The 25,196-nt window shown below is 69.5% G+C and carries 23 protein-coding genes and 1 tRNA gene; 7 read left to right on the top strand and 17 right to left on the bottom strand.

Going from position 1 to position 25,196, the window contains the following annotated elements:
- The first annotated feature begins 69 nt into the window (after positions 1 to 69).
- On the top strand, positions 70 to 909 hold the full coding sequence (locus tag ACERZO_RS15670; RefSeq protein ID WP_372665360.1) for a lysozyme: 840 nt from the start codon (positions 70 to 72) through the stop codon (positions 907 to 909).
- Here the strand turns inward: ACERZO_RS15670 and ACERZO_RS15665 are convergent.
- Positions 906 to 1,148, bottom strand: coding sequence for a hypothetical protein (locus ACERZO_RS15665; protein WP_372665359.1), 243 nt, complete (start codon positions 1,146 to 1,148; stop codon positions 906 to 908). The two genes, ACERZO_RS15670 and ACERZO_RS15665, sit on opposite strands and share 4 nt — an antisense overlap.
- Positions 1,149 to 1,235: 87 nt before the next feature.
- On the opposite strand from ACERZO_RS15665, the gene ACERZO_RS15660 reads away from it, so the two are divergent.
- From ACERZO_RS15660 to ACERZO_RS15650, 3 genes are all read left to right on the top strand, one after another.
- Positions 1,236 to 2,453 carry a GDSL-type esterase/lipase family protein gene (locus ACERZO_RS15660; protein ID WP_372665358.1) on the top strand — a complete coding sequence of 406 codons (1,218 nt, stop codon included), beginning with the start codon at positions 1,236 to 1,238 and terminating at the stop codon, positions 2,451 to 2,453.
- Between the two features lie 80 nt (positions 2,454 to 2,533).
- The gene (locus ACERZO_RS15655) at positions 2,534 to 2,926 is read left to right on the top strand and encodes a hypothetical protein (protein ID WP_372665357.1); all 393 of its coding nucleotides are present in this window, start codon (positions 2,534 to 2,536) and stop codon (positions 2,924 to 2,926) included.
- Between the two features lie 27 nt (positions 2,927 to 2,953).
- On the top strand, positions 2,954 to 3,310 hold the full coding sequence (locus ACERZO_RS15650; protein ID WP_372665356.1) for a ClpX C4-type zinc finger protein: 357 nt from the start codon (positions 2,954 to 2,956) through the stop codon (positions 3,308 to 3,310).
- On the opposite strand, the gene ACERZO_RS15645 is transcribed toward ACERZO_RS15650, so the two are convergent.
- The 7 genes from ACERZO_RS15645 to ACERZO_RS15615 form a co-directional block, all read right to left on the bottom strand.
- Complete coding sequence (locus ACERZO_RS15645; protein WP_372665355.1) at positions 3,300 to 4,103, bottom strand: SAM-dependent methyltransferase; 804 nt, start codon at positions 4,101 to 4,103, stop codon at positions 3,300 to 3,302. The genes ACERZO_RS15650 and ACERZO_RS15645 overlap by 11 nt on opposite strands.
- Before the next feature lie 73 nt (positions 4,104 to 4,176).
- Positions 4,177 to 4,359 (bottom strand): hypothetical protein, encoded by a 183-nt coding sequence (locus ACERZO_RS15640; RefSeq protein WP_372665354.1) that lies wholly within the window; start codon positions 4,357 to 4,359, stop codon positions 4,177 to 4,179.
- A 480-nt stretch (positions 4,360 to 4,839) separates the two neighbouring features.
- A tRNA-Pro gene (locus ACERZO_RS15635) sits at positions 4,840 to 4,913 on the bottom strand.
- A gap of 117 nt (positions 4,914 to 5,030) precedes the next feature.
- A complete protein-coding gene (locus ACERZO_RS15630) occupies positions 5,031 to 6,203 on the bottom strand; it encodes an alginate lyase family protein (protein WP_372665353.1) in 1,173 nt (390 codons plus the stop codon).
- A 174-nt stretch (positions 6,204 to 6,377) separates the two neighbouring features.
- Positions 6,378 to 8,633 carry a glycosyl hydrolase family 18 protein gene (locus ACERZO_RS15625; RefSeq protein ID WP_372665352.1) on the bottom strand — a complete coding sequence of 752 codons (2,256 nt, stop codon included), beginning with the start codon at positions 8,631 to 8,633 and terminating at the stop codon, positions 6,378 to 6,380.
- Between the two features lie 118 nt (positions 8,634 to 8,751).
- Entirely contained in the window at positions 8,752 to 9,531 is a 780-nt protein-coding gene (locus tag ACERZO_RS15620; protein ID WP_372665351.1) for an enoyl-CoA hydratase/isomerase family protein, read from the bottom strand.
- A gap of 2 nt (positions 9,532 to 9,533) precedes the next feature.
- Positions 9,534 to 10,445: a PaaX family transcriptional regulator gene (locus tag ACERZO_RS15615; protein WP_372665350.1), complete on the bottom strand. Its 912-nt coding sequence runs from the start codon at positions 10,443 to 10,445 to the stop codon at positions 9,534 to 9,536.
- Between the two features lie 147 nt (positions 10,446 to 10,592).
- Here ACERZO_RS15615 and ACERZO_RS15610 point away from each other — a divergent pair, with 147 nt between their 5' ends.
- Positions 10,593 to 12,230 carry an ABC-F family ATP-binding cassette domain-containing protein gene (locus ACERZO_RS15610; RefSeq protein WP_372665349.1) on the top strand — a complete coding sequence of 546 codons (1,638 nt, stop codon included), beginning with the start codon at positions 10,593 to 10,595 and terminating at the stop codon, positions 12,228 to 12,230.
- A gap of 677 nt (positions 12,231 to 12,907) precedes the next feature.
- Here the strand turns inward: ACERZO_RS15610 and ACERZO_RS15605 are convergent.
- The 4 genes from ACERZO_RS15605 to ACERZO_RS15590 all read right to left on the bottom strand — a co-directional run bounded on the left by ACERZO_RS15605 (position 12,908) and on the right by ACERZO_RS15590 (position 18,150).
- The gene (locus tag ACERZO_RS15605; protein ID WP_372665348.1) at positions 12,908 to 13,729 is read right to left on the bottom strand and encodes a carbohydrate ABC transporter permease; all 822 of its coding nucleotides are present in this window, start codon (positions 13,727 to 13,729) and stop codon (positions 12,908 to 12,910) included.
- A complete protein-coding gene (locus ACERZO_RS15600; protein WP_372665347.1) occupies positions 13,726 to 14,697 on the bottom strand; it encodes a carbohydrate ABC transporter permease in 972 nt (323 codons plus the stop codon). Before ACERZO_RS15600 ends, ACERZO_RS15605 begins: the two co-directional genes overlap by 4 nt.
- On the bottom strand, positions 14,679 to 15,950 hold the full coding sequence (locus ACERZO_RS15595) for an extracellular solute-binding protein (RefSeq protein ID WP_372665346.1): 1,272 nt from the start codon (positions 15,948 to 15,950) through the stop codon (positions 14,679 to 14,681). The genes ACERZO_RS15600 and ACERZO_RS15595 overlap by 19 nt, the downstream gene beginning before the upstream one ends.
- 109 nt (positions 15,951 to 16,059) lie before the next feature.
- Positions 16,060 to 18,150, bottom strand: coding sequence for an alpha-galactosidase (locus ACERZO_RS15590; RefSeq protein WP_372665345.1), 2,091 nt, complete (start codon positions 18,148 to 18,150; stop codon positions 16,060 to 16,062).
- Positions 18,151 to 18,358: 208 nt separating this feature from the next.
- Here ACERZO_RS15590 and ACERZO_RS15585 point away from each other — a divergent pair, with 208 nt between their 5' ends.
- Positions 18,359 to 19,324, top strand: coding sequence for a hypothetical protein (locus ACERZO_RS15585; RefSeq protein WP_372665344.1), 966 nt, complete (start codon positions 18,359 to 18,361; stop codon positions 19,322 to 19,324).
- A gap of 5 nt (positions 19,325 to 19,329) precedes the next feature.
- Here ACERZO_RS15585 and ACERZO_RS15580 read toward each other — a convergent pair whose 3' ends face one another.
- Positions 19,330 to 20,274 carry a methionyl-tRNA formyltransferase gene (locus ACERZO_RS15580; protein ID WP_372665343.1) on the bottom strand — a complete coding sequence of 315 codons (945 nt, stop codon included), beginning with the start codon at positions 20,272 to 20,274 and terminating at the stop codon, positions 19,330 to 19,332.
- A gap of 115 nt (positions 20,275 to 20,389) precedes the next feature.
- Here ACERZO_RS15580 and ACERZO_RS15575 point away from each other — a divergent pair, with 115 nt between their 5' ends.
- Positions 20,390 to 21,682: a lysine N(6)-hydroxylase/L-ornithine N(5)-oxygenase family protein gene (locus ACERZO_RS15575; protein WP_372665342.1), complete on the top strand. Its 1,293-nt coding sequence runs from the start codon at positions 20,390 to 20,392 to the stop codon at positions 21,680 to 21,682.
- On the opposite strand, the gene ACERZO_RS15570 is transcribed toward ACERZO_RS15575, so the two are convergent.
- From ACERZO_RS15570 to ACERZO_RS15555, 4 genes are all read right to left on the bottom strand, one after another.
- A complete protein-coding gene (locus ACERZO_RS15570; protein WP_372665341.1) occupies positions 21,669 to 22,154 on the bottom strand; it encodes a DinB family protein in 486 nt (161 codons plus the stop codon). The genes ACERZO_RS15575 and ACERZO_RS15570 overlap by 14 nt on opposite strands.
- Before the next feature lie 73 nt (positions 22,155 to 22,227).
- Positions 22,228 to 23,025, bottom strand: a complete 798-nt coding sequence (locus tag ACERZO_RS15565; protein WP_372665340.1) for an ABC transporter ATP-binding protein — start codon at positions 23,023 to 23,025, stop codon at positions 22,228 to 22,230.
- A 1-nt stretch (position 23,026) separates the two neighbouring features.
- The gene (locus tag ACERZO_RS15560) at positions 23,027 to 24,070 is read right to left on the bottom strand and encodes a FecCD family ABC transporter permease (RefSeq protein WP_372665339.1); all 1,044 of its coding nucleotides are present in this window, start codon (positions 24,068 to 24,070) and stop codon (positions 23,027 to 23,029) included.
- Position 24,071: 1 nt separating this feature from the next.
- Positions 24,072 to 25,109 (bottom strand): FecCD family ABC transporter permease, encoded by a 1,038-nt coding sequence (locus ACERZO_RS15555; protein WP_372665338.1) that lies wholly within the window; start codon positions 25,107 to 25,109, stop codon positions 24,072 to 24,074.
- Positions 25,110 to 25,196 lie beyond the last annotated feature (87 nt).

Raw genomic sequence — 25,196 nt, 5'->3', positions numbered from 1 at the left:
CGCTCGCGGGGAGCGACGCGGGCAGGCAGCATGGGCTTCGGACGTGTCAGTACCGAGATCGGAGCCCCGATGAGCCGAACCGTTGCCGGACACGACGAACAGCGGTGGCGGGCCCGGCTCGCGGCGGCGGGTGCTTTGGCGGCGTTCGCTTCGCTGGTCGTAGCCGCTCCCGCCGAAGCCGCGCCGGACTACTCGCTCGCGGCCACGAACTTCGCGGGCACGCAGATCGCGCTGCACGAGGGCGTGGTGCCGGGCTCCGCGCGAGCCGAAACGACCGACCAGACGCTCGGGCACGACGTCAGCGGGCACCAGGGCGCCGTCGACTGGGCCGCCGCGTCGGCCGGCGGCGCGAAGTTCACCTACGTCAAGGCGACCGAGGGCACCGGGTTCGTCAACCCGCAGTACGGCCAGCAGTACGACGGTGCGCACAACGCGGGCCTGATCCGCGGCGCGTACCACTTCGCCCGCCCCGACATCTCCGGCGGCGCGCAGCAGGCGGAGTACTTCATCGCCCACGGCGGTGGCTGGCGGTCCGACGGCAAGACGCTCCCCGGCGCGCTGGACATCGAGTACAACCCGTACGGCGAAGTCTGCTACGGCAAGAACCAGGCCGACATGACGGCGTGGATCGCCGACTTCACCCGGACCTACCTGGCGAAGGTCAAGCGCAGCGCGTTGATCTACACCAGCACGGCGTGGTGGAAGCAGTGCACCGGCAACGCGTCCGGGTTCGGCGACACGAACCCGCTGTGGCTCGCGCGCTACGGCCCGGAGGTCGGCGAGCTCCCGGCGGGCTGGGACAAGCAGAGCATCTGGCAGTTCGCCCGCGGCGGCGGCCTGCCGGGGGACCAGAACTACTACAACGGGCCGTTCGGCCGGGTCGTGGCGCTGGCCGGCGGGGCGGCTTAACGCTCCCAGGGCCCGGTCAGGTCCGGCCACGGCGGCCGCCGCAGCACGGCGAGCGTGCCGAGGGTGGCGGCGATCAGCCCGGTCGCCACGGCCAGCAGGGCGACGCGGTTGGCGTTGACGGCCGGCTCCCACTTGGCCTGCCCGTCGCGGATCGCGAACACGCCGACCGGGCGGCTGACCGGGATCACGGTCGTGCCGTCTGGTGTCTCGAACGGTTCGCCGAAGAGTGGTTGTTCCATACCGCCATCGAACTGCACCCCGACCGAAGCTGACAAGATCGGACAGAATCCTGTCGTTCCCGTGATCGGCTCCCTACCATCGGTCGGATGCGAGCAGTCCATCGGATCGCTGTACTCGCCGCGATTTCCGCGTTGGTGGTCGCTTCGGCGCCGGACGCGGACGGCACGGGACACACCTGGTTCACGTCGTGGGCGCAGTCGCAGGACGGCCACGCCGATGCCCCGGTGTCGAGCCAGTCGCTGCGGATGATCACCCACCTGAGCCAGGGTGGCGACGCGGTCCGCGTCCGGCTGCAGAACACCTTCGGCACCGGTCCGTTGACGATCGGGCACGCCACGGCCGGCCTCGGCACGTCCGGCGCCGACGTCTCGGGAGCGCGCGACCTGCTGTTCACCGGCCGGCGGTCGGTCACCATCCCGGCCGGCGGCGAGGTGTGGAGCGACGAGACCCGGCTCGTGACGAGACCGGACACGAACCTTGCCGTCAGCATGTCCGTCGAGGGCACGGCGGTCGTCGGGCGGCACGGCGCGGCCCTGCGCGACAACTACTTGACCGCCGCCGGGGCCGGCGACCACGCGGCCGACGCGTCGGGCGCGGCCTTCACGTCGACGGTCGGTTCGACGTACGTGGTCAGCGCGGTCGACGTGCACAACGCGTCGTTGAAGGGCACGGTGGTTCCGTTCGGCAGCTCGGTGGTGGACGGGATCGGCAGCACGAACTGCGGCCCGGGCTGCACCCAGCTGGGCGCGGACAAGCGCTGGACCGACGACCTGGCGCGGCGCCTCGTGCCGGCGTCGCTCGCGGTCGCGAACGCCGGCGTCTCGGGCACGACGAGCGCGCCGTCGTGCCCCGGGATGCCGCCGTCGGTGGCGGGCCTGGACGCGGGAAGCCGCCTCGACCGGGACGTCCTGGCGCTGCACGGCGTCAAGTCGGTGATCTACTACTACGGCACGAACGACCTCGCGTACGGCTGTGACGCGGAGACGATCCTGGCGAGCTACCGGTCGGTGTTCCAGCGGTTGCGAGCGGCGGGGATCGCGGTGTACGTCACGCCGAGCACGCCCCGGCCCGGTTACGGTGATGCGGCCAACCTGGCGCGCCACGAGATCGGGGTGTTCGTGTCCCGCTGGGCCTCTTGCGGCGGCACGTGTTCCGGCGTGATCGACTTCGACATGGTGCTCAAGGACCCGTTGAAGCCGAACAGCATCCTGCCGGCGTACGACAACGGCGACGGAATCCACGCGAACGCGGCGGGCCAGCAAGCCTTGGCGGACTTCGTTTCGGTGCCGATGCTCGCCCGATAGGGGCCGGTTCTCCACACGATGAGGTGACCGGGCGAGTCGGAGCGCCGGGATTGTGCCCGCGGGTCCGCAGAGTACGTCGCGTGAAGCACAACTCAATGGACGACGCCGGGTGCTGCCTGCTGTCCGTGGCCTGGAACATCGCCCCGCTGACGGAAGGGCAGCCCGACTCCCGGCGCGGCGCGATCCGGCGCTCGGTCGAGTCCGTCTGCCGCACCGCCGGGCTCGGCGCTCGCGAGTGGGCCGCGCGGAACGGGACCGGCACCGAGGCCGAGTACCGCCCTTTCCTGCAGCTCGCCGACGTCGCCTACGAGATCGCCACGTTGCTGCTCCTCGTCGAGGACTTCCTCGTACCGGATCTGGAACGCGAGCACCGGCGCTGGGCCGAGATCGAAGAGCTGGTTTCGCGGCTGGCGGAACTCGCCGAGTGGACGTCGAACTTCCTGAGCTTGTCAGGGTCCGCCTTACGGCTGTAAGGTCCATCCTGACAAAAGGAGGTCACGATGGCCACTGGGGTGATCGCGCGCTGTTCGTTCTGTGCTAAGCCGAACACCGAGGTCGAGACGCTGGTCGGCGGCCCGGGCGTGTTCATCTGCGACGGGTGCGTGCAGCTGTGCGTATCGGTGATCGAAGGCAAGCCGGCGGACGCGCCGCTCATCGCACCGTGGGAGCACGACCTGCCGCTCGAGCAGGTTCTGCAGAACCTGCGCCCGGTCGCGGCCGCCACGACGCAGGTTCAGGAGAACCTCGCGGCGTGGGTGGGCAAGGCACGTTCGCTGGGCGGCACGTGGTCCCAGATCGGCGAGGCGTTGGGAATGACCCGCCAGTCGGCGTGGGAGCGCTTCGGCTCTACTGCTTGATACCCACGCCGGCGTAGAGGCCGTCCTCTTCGGGATCGACCACGGCGGCGACCCGATCCGGCCGCCAGTTCGCGGAGGTGGTCAGCCCGGGTTCGACGAGTTCGAAGCCGTCGAAGAGGGCGAGCACCTCGTGACGTGAGCGCGGGTAGATGTGGTCCTGCGTCGACCGCATGGTCTCGGCGATCTTGGGGTCGCGCAGGACGGCGAAGTCGTTGGTGAGATGGGTCAGCGCGAGGTGGCTACCGGGGGTGAGTGCGTCGCGGTAGTTCTTGAAGACGTGGCTGACGTCGGGGAGGTAGTGCCCGAGGGTGATGGCAAGCAGCCCGACGGGTTCTTTGAGATCGAGCAGGTCCTCGACCGGCCCTGATCCGAGCACGGCTTCAGTGTCGGTGGCATCGGCTTCGAGCGCCTGGGCGTACGGGTTGTCTTTGAGCAGCATGCGACTGTGTGCGACGGCAACGGGTTCGTAGTCGACGTACACGACCTTGGCCGTCGGATCGACGCCCTGGGCGACTTCGTGCACGTTGCCGACGGTCGGAATGCCGGACCCGAGGTCGAGGAACTGCCGAACGCCCTGGTCGAGCATGAACCGCACGGCCCGCCGCAGAAAGGCCCGGTTCCGCCGCGCGACACTGGCAACCCGGGGCTGGATGGCCTCGAGCTTCTGAGCAACGGCCCGATCGGCGGCGAGGTTGTGGGCCCCGCCGAGAAGGTAGTCGTAGATCCGGGCCGCGCTGGGCCGGGAGAGATCCGCGCCGGGCGGAATCCAGTCGGCGCCTTCCTGATCGGTCATGGCGATGCCCCCTCGAATCGGCTCCGGACACCATATCGGGCCTGGCGGTGACTCAGTGACGCTGGCCGACCGGTCAGGTGACGGCGAGCGAACGTGCGCGGTTGTCGAAGTAGAAGCCGAAGCACCGGGCCATGTCGTCGCAGTTCTGGTTCCAGGTAACGCTGTTGCCGGTAAAGCCGGTCTGGTCCCAGAAGGTGACGAAGCACCCAGAGCCGGCCTTGAGAACGTAAGAGCTGATCCGGCCGGCGACGTTCAAGCCGTTCGAGAAGTGCCGCGTGCCGAGGTTCCCTTCCGAGGCCTCGTTGACGTCTTTGGCGGCGTCGCAGTAGGTGCGTCCCGTAGGCGCTGGCGAAGTTCAGGTACCCGCTTCCGCCGTGCCAGTCGGTGCTGTCGAAGACAGTGAGCAGGGGGCTCAGCGCCAGCTGCGTCTGGTAGGCATCGAGGGCGTGCTCGGTCGTGAAGCAAGCCTCGGGGCCACCTGCGAGGTCCTGAACGCAGTAGGAGCCGACGGAGGAACTGGCGTCGGCAGCCCCAGGTGAGCAAAGGAAAGCGGCCGCTGCAATCGCCACGGTGACGATGGTCTTGCCCGGTTTCATCTCGTGGGTCCTCCCGGAGTTCTGCCCCCCCCAGCAGCTCCACGCATCACTCGGCGACGTGGTTTAGCCGTCACGTGCGAGCCGAACGGACCCCAGATACGACGAAAGCCACGTCTACCTGCGTAAACGTGGCTTGTCCGTCGGGCTGACAGGATTTGAACCTGCGACCCCTTGACCCCCAGTCAAGTGCGCTACCAAACTGCGCCACAGCCCGGACCCGCACTCGCTGAGTGCGTGAGAAGTACTTTAGCGTGCCCGCCGAAGCCGTCTTCAACTGGGGCCCCCATCCGCCTGACCTGCGGGAATGCAGGTCAGGCGGACCTCCTCAAGATCACGCCGGGTTTGCGGCGTGGGTCAGCGTCTGCCACGCCACGAACAGGTTGTTCGACCCCGCCGGGCGCTGGCGCTCCGTCAACGTCTGTGTGTTCGTCATCGCGATGCCCAAGCGCGTGTGCAGCGCGTTGAAGCCCACCTCTGTCACCGGGCCCAGGCCGAGCTTCAATGAGCCTCCGCACAGCCACGATGGCGCCGCCGTGCCCAGCTGGTACTTCGACTGGAAGCCCAGCGCCTGGCGGAGGCGCTCGCCCACGTCCGTTCCGTACACGTCCTGGCCCTGGATGCGGAGCGTCTCCGCCACGTCCGCTATCGCCGCTATGCCGTAGCCCGTGTGGGTGAAGTCGCGGCAGGTTTCCTGGGTCAGGCCGTCCACGAACGTCGACTGGCCCTGCCAATAGCCCACGATCTGGTCACGTGATGACAGCCCGCTGCCCGGGACCGTCTTCGGCAACGCGCCGTCGGACGACAGGTACACGTACGCCGCGACGCGGTTGCGGTAGCGAGTCACCGCCTTGTCGAAGTTGGTCTTGTCCTCCAGGAAGACCGAGATTCCGACCGCGGCCTCCATCATGGACAGTTCCCAGTTGCCGTTGCTGTTGCTGCCGTTGATGATTTTGTTCAGGTACACATTGCGCAGCATCGTGCCGAAGCGGCCGGAGTTCGGCCAGCTCGAATACGTGTACTTGATGATCTCCGCCGCGCGGGGCCACGACGACCCCGCCCAGCCCGTCTGCAGCGGCGCGTTGCTGTTGGTGTGGCTCGTGATCGTCGCCGACCACGCGTCCATCAACGCGATCGCCTTCTGCGCGTAACGCGCGTCGCCGGAGATGTACCAGATCAATGCGTCCGTGTACGCCGCGATCGCGTCTTCCCGCTCGTCGGTACACCCGTAGTTCGGGTTCGAATAGGACCCGCATTCGACGACCGCTCGGGGTTTCGGCGTGCGGGAAAGCGACGCGTAGGAACTCGAAACCGCCTGGTCGTACGCCGCTTTCCAGGGTTGGGCGCCGGCGTTCACCTGGGTCTTCACGAAGTCGAGCTGCGGGCGGCTGACCAGCACGCCCGGGTGCGTGAACGTCGCCGGCGCCGCGGGGGCCGGGGTACTGACCAGGCCGAGTGCGAGCGGGACCAGGGCGGCGAGCGTGACGGCTTTTCTCAAGCGGGACATGGCTCTCCTCGAGACGACGGTGTCCGGGGTCAGCGCGCTGCGCCCAAGTCTCATGGTCTGGACCATCGTCCGTCAAGAAGGTGAAGGCCCCTTTCTTTGGCTCCTGAAGAAAAGAATGGGGAAATGTTCAGCCCGCTGAACGGAAGGCAGTTTCCGTTCAGCGGGCTGAACGCATCAGCCGAGTCCGGCGCTGACCGCGTTCATCAACGTCCCGGTGTCACCGGACATCTCCCACGCCATCACGCCGAGCAGGCCGCGGGACTTGAGCCACGTGGTCTTCAGCCCGATCGACCACGCGTCGTCGAACGTCCACCACTGGCCACCGTTGCCGGTGTAGCACGACGTCGCCACCGCCGCCGTGTCGTGGTAGACCGTGCACGCCGGCACGCCCGCCACCAGGTTCGCGTAGCCGCGGGTGCCCGCCTCCTCGGCGAACTGCCCCGGCGCCGCGCCGGTCGCCGACTGCCATTCGCCGTGCTTTCCGCCGTCTGCGACGCCCTGCCAGCCGCGCCCGTAGAACGCCAATCCGAGCGTCAACCGACGGGGATCGACACCCGCGTCGGTGTACGCATTGATCGCGCTTTCCGCACTGAAGTGGAAGTTGTACGGGTCGTCCGCGTCGGCGTACAGGTTGCCCTGGTGACCGGTGCGGTTCGGCTCCCACGAGTTGTCGCTGCCCGAGCCGTGGAAGTCGTAACCCTGGACGTTCGCGACATCCAGGTAGTTGAAGACGCGCGAGAGGTCCCAGCCGGACGCGACCTTCGCCGGGTCCGCCGGGGTGAACGCGTGCAGCTGGTACCGCTTGCCGGTGGTCGCGCCGTACGCGTCGAGCTGCGTGCGGAACTCGGCCAGCAGGGCGGTCAGGTTGTTCTTGTCGTTCGGGCTCCAGTGGTTGCCCGGGTGGCCGTCGGCGCTGGCCGGCCACTCCCAGTCGAGGTCGATGCCGTCGAAGATGCCCGCCGCGGTGCCCGGGCCGCCGGCGCCGCCGTAGGGCGCGATGTTGCCCTTGATCCACGTGTCGAGGCACGACGAGACGAACTTCTTGCGCGACGCGTCCGTGGCCGCGACGTCGGAGAAGTACTTCGAGTACGTCCAGCCGCCCAGCGACACCAGCACCTTGAGGTTCGGGTGCTTCGCCTTGAGCTTCTTCAACTGGTTGAAGTTGCCGCGCAACGACTCCCAGCCCGTGTCCGCCACGCCGTCGACCGACTGCGCCGCCGAGAACGGGCGCGAGTAGTCGGCTTCGGCGTCACCCGCGCCGTCGCCCTGGTTGGGGTCCTGCGGGTTCGCCGTCGTGCCCTTCGTGACGCCGGAGAGGCAGGTCAGGTTCACCGGGTCGATGTTCTCGAACGCGTACAGCAGGTGCGTCAGCTTCGCCGCCGCGCCCGACGTCTCCAGGTTCTTCACGAAGTACTGGCGCCCGTAGATGCCCCACTGGACGAAGTACCCGACCTTCGCGTAGCCGGAAACGATGTCGCCGGTCCGGGCGGTCACCGCGGCACTCGGCGCCGACACGTTGTCGTAGCCGTCCCGGGCGCGCACCGTGAAGGTGTACGAAGTGGACGGTGCCAGCCCGGTGACGACAGCACCCGTCGTCGTCACGGTCGTGGCCAAAGTGGACCCGCGGTAGACGTCGTAGCTGACGACACCGGTGTTGTCGGTCGACGCCGTCCACGCCAGGGACACGCTGCCGGAGTCGGCGGCCGTCGAGCGCAGCCCGCTCGGCGCCGACGGCGGCTGGGTGTCGTCGGCCGGGTTGTTCGTCGTGACGGCCAGTGCCGCGCTCGCGGGTGACGTGGTTCCCTTGGCGTCCTTGGCTTTCACCGTGAACGAGTACGCCGTACCCGGCGTGAGCCCGGAAACGGTGGCGCTGGTCCCGGTCACCGACGCGGCCAGGGAAGTCCCCTGGTAGACGTCGTACCCGGTCACCGGCAACGACCCGGCCGCGGAGGCGTTCCACGCCAGCGCGACCGTCTTGGTCGTCTTCGAGACCAGCCGCAGGTTCGCCGGCGCGCCCGGGGGAGTGTCGGGTGAACCGTCGCAGTTGGCGTTGTCGACGCGGCACTGCGTGGGCGTCGCGGCGGCGCTGAGCCGGAACGTCGGGCTGTACGGGTAGGTGTTGCGGCCCGGCGCCAGCGTCGCGATGTAGTACGCGGGGGTCAGCGTGACCTGGGTGCCGTTCTGGGTCACCGTGCCGTTTTCGCCGGTCGAAGCGGTGACGCCGGCGGGCAGCGTGAAGGTGATCGCCCAGTTGCTCACCGACGCGGTGCCGGTGTTCGCGACGGTGTAGGTGCCGGTCGTGCCGCTCATCGCCAGGGTGGCGGTCAGCGAACCGGCTGCGGCGGCGGGTGGCGCGAGCGCCGCGGTACCGCCGGCTGCTATCAGTACGGCGGCGAGCGCGGAGCGTAGTCGTGCGGAGGTGCGTCTCATGGCGGTTCTCCAAGCGGCACGAGGCGGGGACGACGTGGTCTAGACCACATCGAATGTAACCCGGTGCGGGGAGAACCGCGCACGCCCGAACGGCGGCAACCGGTGTCCGAACGGACTGTTAACGACCCGAGAACGTCGCCTTGCCGGGCCCGTCCGCGAGGAACGACTTGACGGCGGCCCGGAGGTCCTCGGTTTCGAACAGCTCGGCCGCGATCGAAGTGATGTGCGCGTTCGCTTCCGGTACCCCGCCGGCGGAGAAGTGGTCGAGGACGCGCTTGGTCGCCGCGTGGGCCCGGGTCGGCCCGGAAGCCAGCTGGCGCGCGAAGGCCCGCGCGGCGTCGTCGAAGCCTTCGTCCGGCAGGACGCGGTTGACGACGTTCCAGCGCTCAAGCGTCGCGGCGTCGTAGGTGTCGCCGGTCATCACGAACTCCTTGGCGCGCCCGACGCCGGCGCGGTCGGCGAGCCGCTGGGTGCCGCCCATGGTCGGCGTCAGCCCGACGACCTTCTCGACGAGCCCGAACTTCGCGCGCGACGCCGCCAGGATCAGGTCGCACGCCACCGCGACCTCGAACGCCCAGGTCAGGCACAGGCCGTGCGCGGCGAACACGGTCGGGAACGGCAGGGCCGCGATCCGGTCCGGGATCGCCAGCATCTCGTCGAACAGCACCTTCGCCTCGGCCGGCGAGCCCTGCGCGTCGAACAGCGAGACGTCCACGCCGCCGCTGACGATCTTGCCCTCGGCGCGGATCAGCAGGGCCCGCGCGGGCGACGCTTCCAGCTCGCCGATGGCCGACGAAAGCGAATCCTGCAGGGCGGCCGTGTAGAGGTTCAACGGCGGAGCGTCGACGGTCAGGACGGCGAGCCCGCCGTCACGATCGAGGCGGGCCTGGTCGGTCATGTTCACCCTGCTTCTTCGGCGGCGACGATGTCGTCCCAATACTGCTGGGCCTCGGGGCGCCAGTCGACGTGTTTGTGATGGAACAGTTCCGCCGCTTTCGTCCCGCTCCACTTCGCCGGCAGGAGCTCGGCGGGCAGCTGCGGGTCGAGGAACGGGAACCGCCGCCACTCGTGTACCAGCTCGGTCTGCGCGCGCAGCACCGCGCGGCCGCCGGTGGGGTGCAGGCCGGTGAACCGGTCGATGAAGTCCTCGTAGCGGTCCTTCAGCTCGGTCAGGTCCCAGGACCGGGCGACCATCGTCTCCTGCTCGCCGATCTCGCCGTAGCCGGCGGTGAACGACATCGCCTGGGCGTCGAGGCCGAGTTCGTTGACGATCTGCTGGGCCTCGCGCTGGCGGCTCAGGTCCGGGCTGACCCACACGCCTGCGACCGGCGAGCCGAAGCCCGCCCAGGTCAGCCGCGTGCGGAGACGGTGGCGCAGGTCGCGCTTGGCCTCCGGCACGGAGACGATGAGCATCAGCCACTGGCCGTTCCACGGGCGCTCTTCGCGCCCGAACGCGTAGATCCGCTCGGCGCCTTCGGTGAGCAGGCGGCGTCCCGGCGGCGTCAGCGACCAGCGCACGCGGCGCCCGACGCGCTCGGAGACCACCCAGCCCTCGGCGGCGGAGCGGGCCAGCGCCTGCCGCGCCGACTTCTCTTCGATGTCGAGAATGCCGAGCACCTCGACCAGCATCGACGTCCAGACCGGCGTGTCGCGCGGCAGCGTGTACTCGCCGAGGACGGTCATCAGCAGGGATCGCGCGCTCGCGTGGCTGACCTCGCGGCGGCGGCTCACCGTGGGCCGGGGCGCGGACGGGCGGCCTTCCCTCGGTTTCGGCCTGCGGCCGAGGGTGACCGGGGGAGCGGATTCGCCCATGCTGTTTCACCGACCTCACTGCTTGGCTGTTCCGACAACCGAACAGGGTACCCACACTGAGTGATCAAAGCGCCACCGGACACACACAGTCGGTGGCTTTGACCATGATCTGACAGTTCAGCACGGCCCCGTAGACTTGGCCACCTCATGAGCGCAACTCTCGTCGCGAAGGACCTGGCCGCGGGCCACGGTGACCGCATCCTCTTCTCCGGCCTCGACCTCGTGGTCGCGCCCGGCGACGTCGTCGGCCTGGTCGGCGTCAACGGCGCCGGCAAGTCGACGCTGCTGCGGACGCTGGCCGGGCTCGCGAAGCCCGACGACGGCGAGATCCGGCTGAACCCGCCGACCGCGACCGTCGGGCACCTGCCCCAGGAACCCGAGCGGCGCGAAGGCGAGTCGGTGCGGGCGTTCCTGGCGCGGCGGACCGGCGTGTCGGCGGCGCAGGCGGACCTGGATCTTGCGACCGCGGAGCTCACCGCGGGCTCGGCCGGCGCGGACGACCGGTACGCCGTGGCGCTGGACCGCTGGCTCGACCTCGGCGGAGCCGACCTCGACGAGCGGGCCGCGGAAGTGGCCGCCGACCTCGGGCTCGCCGTCGACCTGGACCAGCCGATGACGTCGCTCTCGGGCGGGCAGGCCGCCCGCGCCGGGCTCGCGTCGCTGCTGCTGAGCCGCTACGACGTCTTCCTGCTCGACGAGCCGACCAACGACCTCGACCTGGACGGCCTGGCCCGGCTGGAGCGGTTCGTGTCCGGGCTGCGGGCGGCGACCGTCCTGGTCAGCCACGACCGCGAGTTCCTGGCGCGGACCGTCGACCGCGTCGTCGAGCTGGACCTGGCGCAGCAGCAGGTGAACGTCTACGGCGGCGGGTACGAGGCCTACCTCGAGGAGCGCGAGGTCGCGCGACGGCACGCACGTGAGGAGTACGAGGAGTACGCCGACACGAAGGCGTCCCTGGAGGCGCGTGGGCGGATGCAGCGCGCGTGGATGGAGAAGGGCGTCAAGAACGCGCGCCGGAAGCAGCCCGACAACGACAAGGCGGCCCGCAAGTTCCGCACCGAGGCGACGGAGAAGCAGGCGTCGAAGGCGCGGCAGACCGACCGGATGATCGAGCGCCTGGAGGTCGTCGAGGAGCCGCGCAAGGAGTGGGAGCTGCGGATGGAGATCGCCGCGGCCCCGCGGGCGGGCGCGGTGGTCGCAACCCTGCGCGGCGCGGTCGTCCGCCGGGGCGGGTTCACGCTCGGGCCGGTGGACCTGCAGGTCGACTGGGCGGACAAGGTCGCCATCACCGGTGCGAACGGCTCCGGGAAGTCGACGCTGCTGGCCGCGCTCCTCGGCCGGTTGCCGGTGGACGAAGGAGCGGCCGCGCTGGGCCCGGGGGTCGTCGTCGGCGAGGTCGACCAGGCGCGGCGGCTGTTCCTCGGGGAGGTTCCGCTCGCTGCGGCCTTCGCTCGTGAAGTGCCGGAGCTGGCGGACGCGGACGTCCGGACGTTGCTGGCCAAGTTCGGGTTGAAGGCCGCGCATGTGCTTCGCTCCGCGGCGACGCTCTCGCCGGGGGAGCGGACGCGGGCGGCGTTGGCTCTGTTGCAGGCCCGTGGGGTGAATCTGCTGGTGCTGGACGAGCCGACCAACCACCTGGACCTGCCGGCGATCGAGCAGCTGGAGTCGGCACTGGACAAGTACCCGGGGACGCTGCTGCTGGTGACCCACGACCGGCGGATGCTGGACGCGGTGCACGTGGGGCGGCGGCTCGAGGTGGATGGGGGCAAGGTCCGGGAGTTGTGAGCCGGGTGGGGTTGCCGGTCGGGGTGAGCAGTGCTCTCGTTTGGGAGCGCTGCGGCGGAAGGTGTTGTGAGCAGTGCTCTCGATTGTGAGCGCGGGATTGTTGGCGTGTGAGAGCGATGCTCTCGAAGTTGGGCGCTGATCGCCGAGCGGGCCTTGTGGCGGCAAGGCTTCCGTCGTTGGGCGCTGGTCGCTGGGCGGGCCCTGTGGCGGCCGGTCCCCGCTGTTGTGCGACATCTGCGGTGCTTGTTGCGTGAGAGCGGTGCTCTCGGAGGTGAGCGCTGGTCGTTGGCACGTGAGAGCGCTGCTCTCGGAGCTGGGCGCTGATCGCCGAGCGGGCCTTGCGGCGCCAGGCCCCCCGCCGTTGGGCGCTGTCGCTGGGCGGGCTCGGTGGCGGTCGGTCCCCGCTGTTGTGTTACATCTGCGGCGCTCTCGCGTGAGAGCAGTGCTCTCGAAGGTGAGTGCTGGTTGCCGGCCGGTGAGAGCGCCGCTCGCGGAGCTGGGTGCTGATCGCTATCTGCGAGAGCGGCGCTCTCGAAACTGGTCGATGCGCACGGCCGGCGGGAGAGCGGTGCTCTCGAAGTGGGACGGTGTGCACTGTCGTCGGGAGAGCGGTGCTCTTGGTTGTGAGCACCTTGCGCCGCGAGGGAGTGAGCAGTGCTCTCGGGCGAGAGTGCTGCTCACCCTTTTGTCGCGCCGCCCGTCAGGCCCTTCACGAACTGCTTCTGCAGTGCCAAGTAAAAGATCAACACCGGCAACGTCGCCAGGAACATCAGCGCGAACACGCTCCCCAGATCGGCCTGGTACTGGCCGATCGACCGGTAGATCCCCGTCGTGATCGTGGTGCCCTGGCTCGGCCCCAGGATGATCAGCGGATCGATGAAGTCGTTCCAGATCCACACGCCCAGGAAAATCAGCACCGACGCCGTCGCCGGGCGCAGGAGCGGGAACACCACTCGCCAGAACACCTGCATGCGGCTCGCCCCGTCGAGCAGTGCCGCCTCCTCCAGCTCCACCGGTACCCCGCGGATGAACCCCGTGAACACGAACACGCCGAACGGCACGTAGTACCCGACGTTGAACAGGACCAGCCCCTGCAGCGTCGCCATCAGGTGCGTCACCCGCAGGACGTCGGTGATCGGGATCAGGATCACCTGCGGCGGGATCATCAGCCCGGCCAGCAGCACCAGCGTCAGGACCTTCGTCCACCGCTTGCCCGACCGCGCCAGGTAGTGGCCGAGCATCGCCGACAGCACCGTCAGGACCAGGATCGACAACACCGTCACGACGACGCTGTTGGCCAGGCTGACCCAGAACAGCCCGTCCGGCCGGGTCAGCACCGCGTGGATGTTGGCCAGCGTCGGCGGCAGCGGCAGCGACGCCGGCTCCTTCGCGATCAGGTCGCCCTGCTTCACCACGTTCGTCAGCACCAGATAGAGCGGCACGAAGAACACCGCGCTGACCAGCACCGCGACCGTGGGCCGCAGCCAGGACCGGGTCACAGGTCCACCTCCCGGCGGCGCAGGAAGTTCAGCACGACCGTCGTCACGACCGCGACGATCACCAGCATCAGCACGGCCATCGCCGACGCGTAGCCGACGTGGTTCGAGTCGAACCCGGTCTGCAGGACGTCGAACGCGATCGTCGCGGTGGCGCCGGAACCCGGGCCGCCGTTGGTGATCACCTTGACGTAGTCGTAGGTCTTGAACGCCGAGATCAGCAGCACGACCGTGTTGATCGTCAGCGACGGCGCGAGCAGCGGCCACGTGACGGCCCGGAACCGCCGTAGCGGCCCGGCGCCGTCGATTTCCGCCGCCTCCAGCAATTCCTGGGGCACGCCCTGCAAGCCGGCGAGGTAGACGACGACGCAGAACCCGAGCATCTGCCAGCACACGATCGACGCCACCGAGTACAGCGCGACGTCCGGATCGGACAGCCAGCCCGGTGGGTGCTCGACACCCAAGGCACGCAGAAGGCTGTTCACCGGCCCCTGGTCGTCGAGCAGCCGCGACCACACGATCGAGACGACGACCGAACTGAGGATCACCGGCGTGAAGAACACGCTGCGCAAAGCGTTGTACAGCCAGCCTTTCCGGTCCAACAGCAGCGCGACGCCGAGACCCAGCACGTTCGGCACGACGACCACGATCAGCGTCAGGATCGTCGTGACCTTCAGCGCGGTGAGGAACTGTTCGTCGGAGAACAAGAGCCGGTAGTTGTCCAAACCGACGAACTTCACCGGCGGGTTGAACGGGTTGTAGTTCGTGAGGCTGTACCCGAAGCTGATCAGGATCGGCGCCAGCACGAAGCACAGGTAGACGAGCACCCCCGGCGCGCCGAACGACGCGAAGTGCCACACCCGCGGCAGGATCGGCCTGCGCCGCCTACGGTGCGCGAGGGAGCGGCGAGTGCTCGGCGGGGCGGGCGGGGAGACGACGGCGGCCAAGGTCGTCAGCCCGCCTTCGCCCACTCGGTGTCCAGGAACGCGCACGCGTCGGCCACGGACTTGCGGCCGGTGATGACGTCCTGGGCGGCCTGGTCGACCTTGTCCTTCATGCCGGGCAGCAGCCCGTCGTCGGCGGTCTCCCAGCGGAACGCGTGCACCACGGCGTTCTGCTGCACGGCCTTCGTGTACAGGTCGTAGCCGACCTTGAAGGTCGGGCCGACATCCGCGGGCGGGGTGTAGCCCTTGATCGCCGGGAACAGGCCGTCGGCCTTGACCGACGCGTCGAGCTGATCCTTGTCGAGCTGGAAGCCGAGGGCGAACTTCTTGGCGGCGTCGAGGTTCGCGGCCTTGGCGTTCACGATCATGCCGCCGCCGGTGTAGGCGGGGACGACGAGCTTGCCGTCCTCGGTCGGGAAGTCGAACACGCCGATCTCGAAGTCGTGCTTCTTGCTGTCGGCGTTGGCGGCGAACCAGTTGCCCATCGGGTACATCGCGCTCTTGCCGTCGAGGAAGGCCTGCTCGGTCGCCGCATAATCGCGCGACACGCTCGTCTTGTCCACGTACCCCTTCGACGCGAGGTCGGCCAGTTTCGAAAACGCTTTCTGGAACGCGGGATCGGCGAACTTGACCTTGTCCTGGCGCCGCTGGGTCAGCCAGTCGGGCATCGTGTTGTAGACCTCGGTGCTGACCAGACCGGAAAGGATCATCGAGGAGGGGAAGCCGTCCTTGCCGCCGCCGATGGTGAACGGCGCGAACCCCTTGTCCTTGAGCTTGCCCGCGTCGGCGACGAGTTCGTCCCACGTCTTCGGCGGCGCGCTGATGCCCGCGTCGGCGAACATCTCCCTGTTGTAGTAGATCGGCGGGATGGTCTGGGTGTTCGCCGGCAGCTGGTAGTACTTGCCGTGCACCGGGTTGGCCTCGGGGAACTGGAAGTCCTTGAGCTCGTCCGGTGTCCAGGCGTAGAGGTTGCCCGCTTCGGCGAAACCTGCCGAGTCGACGGCGATCATCACGTCCGGGAACTGGCCGGACTGCAGGAGCTGCTTCGCGTACGACGTCCGGCCGTCGGCGGTCGGCGCGACGAGCTTCTTGACCTTGATCCCCGGGTTCTTGTCGGTGACGCGCTTGATGGCGGCGTCCCAGTAGGCCGGGGTGAGGTTCGGCGTCTCGAAGGTCAGGAAGGTGATCTCCGCGTCGCCGCCGCTGCCGGTGTTCGAGCCGACCGAGCACGCGCTCACGGCCAGGAGCGCCGCTGCCCCCAACGCCAGGAACCTTCTCATCGAGCCTCCCACCATATGTGATGTATGACGCATTTGATCTGACGTCTTGCGGGCTGTCAAGCACGATCCGGCCCCGAAACCGTCGATGGGCGGCCGATAGATCCGATCTCTAGCGCGAGATTCGGCGCAGGCGGATCACCGTGCTCGAGAAGTCGCCGGTCGGCAGCGTGAGCGGCAGTCCGTGGGCGAGCAGCACGGCTCCGCTGTGCGTGGTCCCGGTGGCCGAATCGAGGTACCGGTGAGCGGGATCCAGGCCTTCGAGGCGCAATGGACGATCCGGCGCGGCGAAGTGCGCGGCCTGCCGGTAAGCGAAGACGACGGTCCGTTCTTCGTGGATGTACTGCAGGGCGGTGACGCCGTCGTCGGCCGGCGGCCGCAGCCGGTGCAGCGCGCCGTGCTGGACCACCGGCCGGATGTCCTTGTAGAGCGCGATCAGCTCGCGGGCGAGCGCGAGGTCCTCGTCGGGCCAGTGCACGATGTCGCCGCCGATGCCGAGCACGCCGGCCATGGCGACGTGGAAGCGGAAGCGCAGCGGCACCGACCGCGCGGTGACGAAGTTGGGGTTGTCGGTGACCCACGCCGACATCGCGCGCGCCGGGTAGAGCTGGCTGTAGCCGTGCTGGATCCGCAGCCGGTCGAGCGCGTCGGTGTTGTCCGACGTCCAGACCTGGTCTGCGCGCGCCAGCACGCCGAGGTCGATCCGCCCGCCCCCGCCGCTGCACGCCTCGATCCGCAGGCCGGGGTGGTCCGCGCGCAACCGGTCCATGAGCGCGTAGACGGCTCTCGTGTGCTCGACCCACAGCCGGTCCGGGTCGGCGTCGCCCGGCCAGCCGGCTTCGCTGAACGGCCGGTTCATGTCCCACTTGAGGAAGTCGACGCCGTGGTCGCCGACGAGCCGGTCGAGCCAGCCGTGGGCCCACTCGGCGACGTCCGGCCGGGCGAAGTTGAGCACGAGCTGGTTGCGCAGTTCCGACCGGCGCCGGTGCGGCTGGTGCAGGACCCAGTCCGGGTGGGCGCGGTGGAGGTCGCTGTCGGGGTTGACCATTTCGGGCTCGACCCAGATGCCGAACCGCATGCCGAGGCCGTGCACGGCCTCGACCAGGGGTTTGAGGCCGTCGGGGAAGCGGTCCGGATTGACGTGCCAGTCGCCGAGCCCGGCGTGGTCGCCGGTCCGGGCGCCGAACCAGCCGTCGTCCATGACGAACAGTTCGACGCCCAGCGCCGCGGCCCGCTCGGCGAGGGCGCGCTGTCCGGCCTCGGAGACGTCGAAACCTGTTGCCTCCCAGGAGTTGTACAGCACCGGACGCAGTTCTCGCGCGTGCGGCAAAACGTCTCTGAGGACGTAGGCGTGCCACGCGCGGCTTGCGGCGCCGAAGCCGCCGGACGTGTGGAGACCGGCGAGCACGGGGGTGCGCAAGGGCTTGCCGGGGCCGACGCGGTGGACGACGCCGTCTTGGCCGAAGCCGCCGCTCACCGTGACGCGTCCGGTCGACGACCGTGTGGTCGTGAGCCGCCACGACCCGCTCCAGGCGAGGGCGACGCCGTAGACCTCGCCGTCGCGCTCGGTCGCGGTGCCGTCGTCGACCATGACCCACGGGTTCGCGTGGTGCCCGGTGATCCCGCGCCGGCTCGCGAAGACCGTCTCGCCGTGGGGCACGGGTGTCCGGTGCAGCTGGGTTTCCGCGGCCCAGCGGCCGGTGACGTGGCTGAGCCGGTAGTCGTCCCGGACGGGCAGCGACCAGGTCGCGGAGTCGGCGCGGACCACCTCGACGTCCGTGTCCGCGGTCAGCTCGGTCCAGCGTTCGAGGACGTCGGTCTTCAGGCGGTAGTGGAGGGCGATCCGGAGCGGGTAGTGGCGGTCGGTGAAGTGGATCGTCAGGTGATCTTGCGCGATTTCGTGCGTTTCGCAGCGCCATTCGAAGGCCCGGGTGCCGTCTTCGAAGCGGACTTGCAGGGCCGGCGTCCAGTAGCGGGTGCCCCCGTCGGCGGCCAGCTCGTCCAGGCCTTCGTTCGGGTCGTTGAAGCCGTCCCACCAGGGGAGTGTTTCCGTGACGAGTTCGTCGACGGCGTCGGTGGGGAGGGCGGGACCCCAGTAGAGGTGGGTCGGCACGTCGTCTTCGTTCAGGCGCAGGGCGTAGCTGCTCGACTCGCCGGTGAGCACCCAGGTGCGGAGGTGCTCGAGGTAGCTGATCTCGCCCATGCGGCACATCCTGGCGCCGACGCCGGCCATGGGCCAAGAGGTGTTCCGGTCATCGGTAATTCGGCCGTCCGGGTGGCCTTGGCTTATGACATTGCTGTGCTCGGGTGGTCGCCGTGACAATGGGTGATGGGAGGGGCGGCCACGAAAGGTGGTGGTCGTCGCATGAGGGGAGATCACCATGGTGGTCAGCGGCAGGAAAATCGCGGCGGTGGCGGAACCGGAGACGGTTCCTCGGATCGTCCGCCCGTCCGTGCACGATCTCATCGACGCCCATCGTGAATCGGCTGAGCGATTCGCGGTGGTGCGCGAGCAGTACGAGGCGAGCCAGGGAAAGATCGCGGACGACTATTTCGCGCTCAATTTCGCGTCGGCGCTTCTGCTCGTCGCCGAAGACGAGGAGCAGTCGGACCGCGGCGTGAAGAAGGTCTACAAACTGCGGCTCTTCTACGACCCGGGGGAGGGCACGCCGGACGTCGACGACGTGTTCCGGTCGGCCCGCCGCGTGGAGCGGAAGTACTCGGTGCTGCTCGAAGGCCAGGCGCAGGAGATCCTCGCGCGCGGCCTCTACACCGCGGTCGCCGCGCTGCTGACCGTGCTCGACGCGATGGTGGCTTCCGACCAGAAACGCCAGCGCGTGGCCGCCGCGGTTCTTTCGGCCCGGAAGGAAATCCGCCAGATCGAGCAGAACGCCCGTGAGGCCGCGCTCGACCGGGCGCTCGTCCGCTATCTCGGCGGGCTCGCCGTCGGGGTGTTCGCGGCCGCCGCCGTCGCGGTCGGCGTGTCTTTCCTGCCGCTGCCGACGGGAATCCGGTCGGAATTGGTGATCTGCGTGGTGTCCGGGGCCATCGGGGCGATTCTCAGCGTCATGACGCGCACGGCGAACCGGGAAAGGGTGCGCGTGAGCCTCGACCAGGGGTGGCTCGTGATCGTCCTTTCCGGGTGTTTCCGGCTGATCATCGGCGCGGTGTTCGGGGCGGCGATGCTGGTGCTCGTCCGGGCCGGTCTGCTGCCGCTGGCCCTGCCGGAATCGGGGGAACAGGTCACGTTGTTCTTCGCCGGGTTGGCATTTCTCGCCGGGTTCAGCGAACGGCGGGCGCAGGACACGATCGTCCGCACCTTGCCCGGCGCCGTGGAGCAGAACGTGGCGGAACCGGCGCGGGGCAAGGACGGCTGAGGAGGTCAGGGACGGTCGGTCAGGTACCCGCCCATGGTCTTGAAGTACTCGGCCGCGGGCAGGTCCGTCCCGTCGGCCGTGCGGACGCGCTCCACGACCAGGCCCGGGGACTGGCCGCGCTGTGCGCCGGGGCCGGCCACGATCACCACCCCGTCGCCTTCGCGGATGAAGATGCGGCCCGGCGTGCCCCCGTAGTGCCCGCGGGACACCGAGGCCTTCAGGATCCGCAGCTGCTCGCCGCGGTGGTAGGTGAACGCGTTCGGGTACGGGTCCGACAGCGCCCGCACGAAACGCTCGATGTCCGACGGCGACGACGTCCAGTCGACGAGGCTGTCGCGCGCCGCGCGCTTGTGGAAGAAGCTCGCCTTCGAGCGGTCCTGGGGCACCGGCGTGTAGCCCGTCTCGATCTTCGAGATGGCTTCCGCCGTGATCGGGGCGATCAGGTCGACCGTGCGGTGGAACAGGTCCGTGGTCGTGTCCGCCGGCCCGACCGGGATCGCGCGCTGCAGGACGATGTCGCCCGCGTCCAGCTCGCCGTCCATCATGTGGGCGGTCACGCCGACCTCCGGCTCGCCGTTGATCATCGCCCAGATCAGCGGCGAGAAGCCCGCGTAGGAGGGCAGCAGCGAGTCGTGGATGTTCAGTGTGCCGTGACGCGGCAGCTCGAAGATCTCCGGCGGCAGCCACGTGCGCCAGTTGTTCGCGACGATCAGGTCGAGGTCCGCGGCCTTCAGCTCGGCCAGCAGTTCGGCGTCGTCCGGGCGGTTGCGCAGCAGGACGCGGATGCCGTTGGCCTCGGCGAGGTCGGCGACCGAGTTCGCCCAGATCCGCTCGTAGGCGTGGTCGCTCTTCGGGTGGGTGACCACGAGGGCGACCTCGTGGCCGGCGTCGATGAGCGCCTGGAGGGTCCGGTGCCCCCAGGTCTGGTAGCCGAACATCGCCACGCGCATTCGAGAGTGCCCTTTCGTGATCGGGGGACGAACATCACCACGAACGTACTAGGCGAGGCTCGCCTAAGTTAGGTTAGGGTTCCCTGAACCGTACCGGAGCGCGCGAGGGAGCAACATGACTGCAGAGGTCCCGATCTACGACATCGTCGGCGTGGGCTTCGGACCGTCGAACCTGGCCCTCGCGATCGCCCTCGCCGAGCACAACGCCGGCGCCGGGGAGCCGGTGACCGCGCACTTCCTCGAACGGCAGCCGCGCTTCGGCTGGCACCGCGGGATGCTGATCGACACGGCGACCATGCAGGTGTCGTTCCTGAAGGACCTGGTCACCATGCGGAACCCGACCAGCGAGTTCAGCTTCCTCAACTACCTGCACGCGGCCGGCCGGCTGGTCGACTTCATCAACCACAAGAACCTCTTCCCGCTGCGCGTCGAGTTCCACGACTACTTCGAGTGGGCGGCCGCGAAGGTCGACGACGTCGTCTCGTACGGCACCGAGGTCGTCGCGGTCAAGCCGGTGTACGACGGCTCCGAGGTGGCCTACTTCGACGTCGAGGCTTCGGACGGCTCCTCCCTGCGCGCGCGGAACCTCGTGGTCGGCACGGGCTTGCGGCCCCAGCTGCCCGCCGGCGTCACCACCGGCGACCGGATCTGGCACAACAGCGAGCTGCTGTTCCGCGTCGACGCCCTGCGCGGCACGTCGCCACGGCGGTTCGTCGTCGTGGGCGCCGGGCAGAGCGCGGCCGAGGTGGCGGCGTTGCTGCACGAAGAGTTCCCGCGCGCCGAGGTGTGCGCGGTGTTCGCGCGCTACGGCTACAGCCCGGCCGACGACAGCGCGTTCGCGAACCGGATCTTCGACCCCGAAGCGGTCGACCAGTTCTACGGCGCGGACGAGCCGGTCAAGGACCGCCTGATGCGCTACCACGGCGCGACGAACTATTCGGCCGTCGACATCGACCTGATCGACGAGCTCTACCGCCGGATGTACCGCGAAAAGGTGCTGGGCGTCGAACGGTTGCGGTTGTTCAACGTCTCGCGGCCGGTCGAGGTGACGCCTTCGGGAACGGTGACGGTCGAGTCGCTGACGACGGGCGCGCAGACGGTGCTGGAGGCGGACGCGGTGGTGTACGCGACGGGCTACCGGCCCGCGGACCCGACGCCGCTGCTGGGCGAGCTGCGGTTCCTGCGCGACGAGTCCGGCCGGTTGCGGGTGGAGCGCGACTACCGGTTGTCGACGGACATGCCCCTGCGCGGCGGGATCTACCTGCAGGGCGGCACCGAGCACACGCACGGCATCACGTCGTCGCTGCTGTCGAACACCGCGGTGCGGGTGGGGGAGATCCTCCAGTCCATTGTGGAGCGCCGGGTGGTCGCGGAGCCGGCGGGGGAGTACGCGGTCAGCGCGCGCTGAGCTGCTCCCGCAGGATGTCGCCGTGGCCCGCGTGCCGGGCGAAGTCCTCGATCAGCAGCAGGTAGACGAACCGGAGGTTGACCTCCCCGAGCACCTCGTGGGTCCAGGTGTCGTCGAGGTCGAAGCCGGCGGCGATCTCGCGGGACCGCGCGCTCGCCCGCTCGAAGTCGGCGACGACGTCGGCGAGCGTTTCCCCCTCGGCGACGACGAAACTGGCGTCGCCGGGGGTGGTGGGGCCGTCGCATGCGGACTCGGGCAGGCCGAGCAGGAAGAGCTGGAACCACCGCCGTTCGGCCATGGCGGCGTGCTTGACGAGGCCGATCGGCGTGGTCAATGACGTGACCAGCCGCTGGCGGGCATCGGTTTCGGAAAGGCCGCGCGCGGTGTCGATCACGGCGCGCCGGTTGCGGTCCATCGTCGCCTCCAGCAGGCGGCGCTCGGGTCCGGTGGTGGTTTCGGGCAGCACGAACACAGGTCAGCTCCTAGGGGATTGGTGGCCGGACGGACCTCGGGACGACACGAGGCGGGCCACGCCCAGGATAGCGCTAGTTGACCGGCGCCGGGTGGTGGCGGCTGATCGGGATCACCATCGGGGTTCCGCTCACCGGGTCCGGCGTCACCTGGCAGCGGACGTCGAACACCTCGTCCACCAGCTCCTCCGTGATCACCTCCACCGGCTTGCCCGACGCCACGATCCGCCCCGCCTTCATCGCGATCACGTGGTCGGCGTAGCGGCACGCCTGCGGCAGGTCGTGCAGGACCATGACCACCGTCCGGCCCTCGCCGCGGTTCAGATCCACCACCAGGTCCAGCACGTCGATCTGGTGGGCCAGGTCGAGGTACGTCGTCGGCTCGTCCAGGAGCAGCACCGGTGTGCCCTGGGCGACGGCCATCGCGATCCACGCTCGCTGGCGCTGGCCGCCGGACAGCTCGTCCACCGGGCGGTCGGCCAGGTCGGTCATCGAAGTTGCTTCCAGTGCCGCGTGTACCGCGCCTTCGTCCGATGTGGACCATTGGCGCCACCAGTTCTGGTGCGGGGCGCGGCCGCGGCCGACGAGGTCGGCCACCGTCATGCCCTCGGGCGCCACCGGGGACTGCGGGAGGATGCCGAGCCGCTGGGCGACCTGGCGCGTCGGCAGGTCGTGGATCGACCGGCCGTCCAGGTACACCCCGCCCGCCTTCGGCGTGAGCAGGCGCGCCAGCGTGCGCAGCAGCGTCGACTTCCCGCACGCGTTCGGCCCGACGATCGCCGTGATCTGCCCCGAGGGGATCTCGAGGTCGAGGCCGTCGATGACGACCCGGTCGTCGTAGGCGACACGCAGGTCCTGCACTTCGAGAGTCATGTCAGCCTCCGGAACCGGATCGGTTGGCCCTGGCCAGCAGCCAGAGCAGCAGCGGGGCGCCGAGCACGCCGGTCACGATGCCGACCGGCAGCGCCGACGCGGTGAGCGAACGCGCGATGATGTCGCTGCCCAGCACCACCACCGCGCCGGTGAGCGCGGACGCCGTGAGCGGCGGCGACGACATCCGGGCGAGGCGTTGCGCGATCTGCGGCGCCGTCAGCGCGACGAACGAAACCGGGCCCGCCGACGCCGTCGCGAACGCCACCAGGCCGGCGCCGGCCAGCAGCAGGCCGAGCCGGACCGGCTGCACCGGCGTGCCTAGCCCGGCCGCCACGTCGTCGCCGAGCAGCAGCGTGCCCATCCACCGGGACAGCGCCAGCACCAGCGGGTACAGCACGACGAGCGCGAGCGAAAGCGGCACGACGTGTTCCCAGCCGCGGTTGGCCAGATTGCCCACCAGCCAGCCGATCGACGCCTGCGCCTCGGTGATCTGCGCCTTGCTCAGCAGGTAGTCGGTGAGGCTGGTGCACATCGCGAAGATCCCGATGCCCACCAGCAGGATGCGGTAGCCGGTCGTGCCGCGCCGCCACGCCAGCGCGTACACCAGCAACGCCGTGAGCAGGCCGCCGAGGAGGCCGAGCGTGGTGGTGCCGAGGCCGCCGCCGAAGCCGAACGCGATGCCCGCGACGACGAAGGTGGCCGCGCCCGCGTTGATGCCGATCATGTCCGGGCTGGCCAGCGGGTTGCGGGTGATCGTCTGGAACACCGCGCCGGACGCGCCGAACGCGAACCCGGCCAGCAGCCCGGTCAGCGCCCGCGGCAGCCGCAGTTCCTGGACGATGTAACCGTTCCCGCTGTCGCTGCCGCCGAAGAGGCCGGACAGCACGTCGGACACGGTCATCGGGACGTCGCCGATCGTCATGCCTACGCAGAAGAGCACGAACGCCAGCACCGCGAGGACGACCGAGACGAGCAGCAGCCGGGGCCGGACCCGGCCGGACACCGGACCGGCGCGGAAGGTGACGCGGTCGCGCAGCAGGCTCACGTCACGACTCCACGAGCTTGCGGCGGCGGACCAGGTAGATGAAGAAAGGCGCACCCAGGAACGCGACGATCACGCCGGCGCGGATCTCGCTCGGCCGCGCCAGGACCCGGCCGAGGATGTCCGCGGCGAGCAGCAGGCACGGCGCGAGCACCGCGGTGTAGGGCAGCAGCCAGCGGTGGTCCGGTCCGATGACGAACCGCACCGCGTGCGGGACGATCAGGCCGAGGAACACGATCGGCCCGGCGACGGCGACGGCCGCGCCGGTCAGCAGCGTGATCGCCAGCGCGCCGCGCAGCCGCAGCGGGCCGAGCTTGCGGCCCAGCGCGATCGCGACGTCGTCGCCGAGGGCGAGGCTGTTCAGCGCCGGCCCGCTCGCGATCGCCAGCACCACGCCGACCACGAGGAACGGCAGGACCTGCAGCAACGCGGTCGCGTCGACGCCGGAAAGCGAGCCGGCGGACCAGAAGCGGTAGCGGTTGAGCGCCACCGGGTCCGACAGCACCATCGCGCTGGTGAAGGACGAGAGCAACGCCGTGACGGCGGCACCGGCGAGCGCCAGCTTGACCGGGCTCGACCCGGCCCGGCCCCGTGTGCCGAGGTAGTAGACGACGGCCGTCGCGCCGAGCGCGCCGGCGAAGGCGAACCAGATGTAGCCGTAGACCGAGCCGACACCCAGCACGGTGATCGAAAACACGATGGCGAACGCGGCCCCGGCGCTGACGCCGAGCAGGCCCGGATCGGCCAGGGGGTTGCGGGTCAGCGCCTGCATCACCGTGCCGGCCAACCCGAGGCCCGCACCCACCAGCACCGCCAGGAAGGTCCGCGGCATCCGGACACTGTGGATGATCACGGCGTCCGCCGACCCGTCGTCGTGCCACAGCACCTGCCAGACCGCGCCGAACGAGATCTCCTTCGACCCCAGCCAGACGCTCAGCAGGCACAGGAAGACCAGCACCGCGAAGGCGGCCAGCAGACCGAGGGCGCGGCCCGTGTGTGGCGGGCGTCGCGTGAGAGCGATCCCTCCGGGGTCTGTTCGCACCGCACCTCCGACTGGTACTCATTTTAGGTAAGGCTAACCGATGGTACAGCAGTGCATTCTCACCGTCGGTTTGTTAGGTTGCCCTAA

It is taken from the genome of Amycolatopsis kentuckyensis, from assembly GCF_041679295.1.
GTDB lineage: Bacteria > Actinomycetota > Actinomycetes > Mycobacteriales > Pseudonocardiaceae > Amycolatopsis > Amycolatopsis kentuckyensis_A.
This window is presented reverse-complemented; position numbering and strand designations above follow the sequence as displayed.

Excerpts from the sequence above, each read along its gene's own strand:
- ACERZO_RS15670 (WP_372665360.1), top strand. The coding sequence starts at position 70 with ATGAGCCGAACCGTTGCCGGACACGACGAACAGCGGTGGCGGGCCCGG.
- ACERZO_RS15665 (WP_372665359.1), bottom strand. The coding sequence starts at position 1,148 with ATGGAACAACCACTCTTCGGCGAACCGTTCGAGACACCAGACGGCACG.
- ACERZO_RS15660 (WP_372665358.1), top strand. The coding sequence starts at position 1,236 with ATGCGAGCAGTCCATCGGATCGCTGTACTCGCCGCGATTTCCGCGTTG.
- ACERZO_RS15650 (WP_372665356.1), top strand. The coding sequence starts at position 2,954 with ATGGCCACTGGGGTGATCGCGCGCTGTTCGTTCTGTGCTAAGCCGAAC.
- ACERZO_RS15645 (WP_372665355.1), bottom strand. The coding sequence starts at position 4,103 with ATGACCGATCAGGAAGGCGCCGACTGGATTCCGCCCGGCGCGGATCTC.
- ACERZO_RS15630 (WP_372665353.1), bottom strand. The coding sequence starts at position 6,203 with ATGTCCCGCTTGAGAAAAGCCGTCACGCTCGCCGCCCTGGTCCCGCTC.
- ACERZO_RS15625 (WP_372665352.1), bottom strand. The coding sequence starts at position 8,633 with ATGAGACGCACCTCCGCACGACTACGCTCCGCGCTCGCCGCCGTACTG.
- ACERZO_RS15620 (WP_372665351.1), bottom strand. The coding sequence starts at position 9,531 with ATGACCGACCAGGCCCGCCTCGATCGTGACGGCGGGCTCGCCGTCCTG.
- ACERZO_RS15615 (WP_372665350.1), bottom strand. The coding sequence starts at position 10,445 with ATGGGCGAATCCGCTCCCCCGGTCACCCTCGGCCGCAGGCCGAAACCG.
- ACERZO_RS15610 (WP_372665349.1), top strand. The coding sequence starts at position 10,593 with ATGAGCGCAACTCTCGTCGCGAAGGACCTGGCCGCGGGCCACGGTGAC.
- ACERZO_RS15595 (WP_372665346.1), bottom strand. The coding sequence starts at position 15,950 with ATGAGAAGGTTCCTGGCGTTGGGGGCAGCGGCGCTCCTGGCCGTGAGC.
- ACERZO_RS15590 (WP_372665345.1), bottom strand. The coding sequence starts at position 18,150 with ATGGGCGAGATCAGCTACCTCGAGCACCTCCGCACCTGGGTGCTCACC.
- ACERZO_RS15580 (WP_372665343.1), bottom strand. The coding sequence starts at position 20,274 with ATGCGCGTGGCGATGTTCGGCTACCAGACCTGGGGGCACCGGACCCTC.
- ACERZO_RS15575 (WP_372665342.1), top strand. The coding sequence starts at position 20,390 with ATGACTGCAGAGGTCCCGATCTACGACATCGTCGGCGTGGGCTTCGGA.
- ACERZO_RS15565 (WP_372665340.1), bottom strand. The coding sequence starts at position 23,025 with ATGACTCTCGAAGTGCAGGACCTGCGTGTCGCCTACGACGACCGGGTC.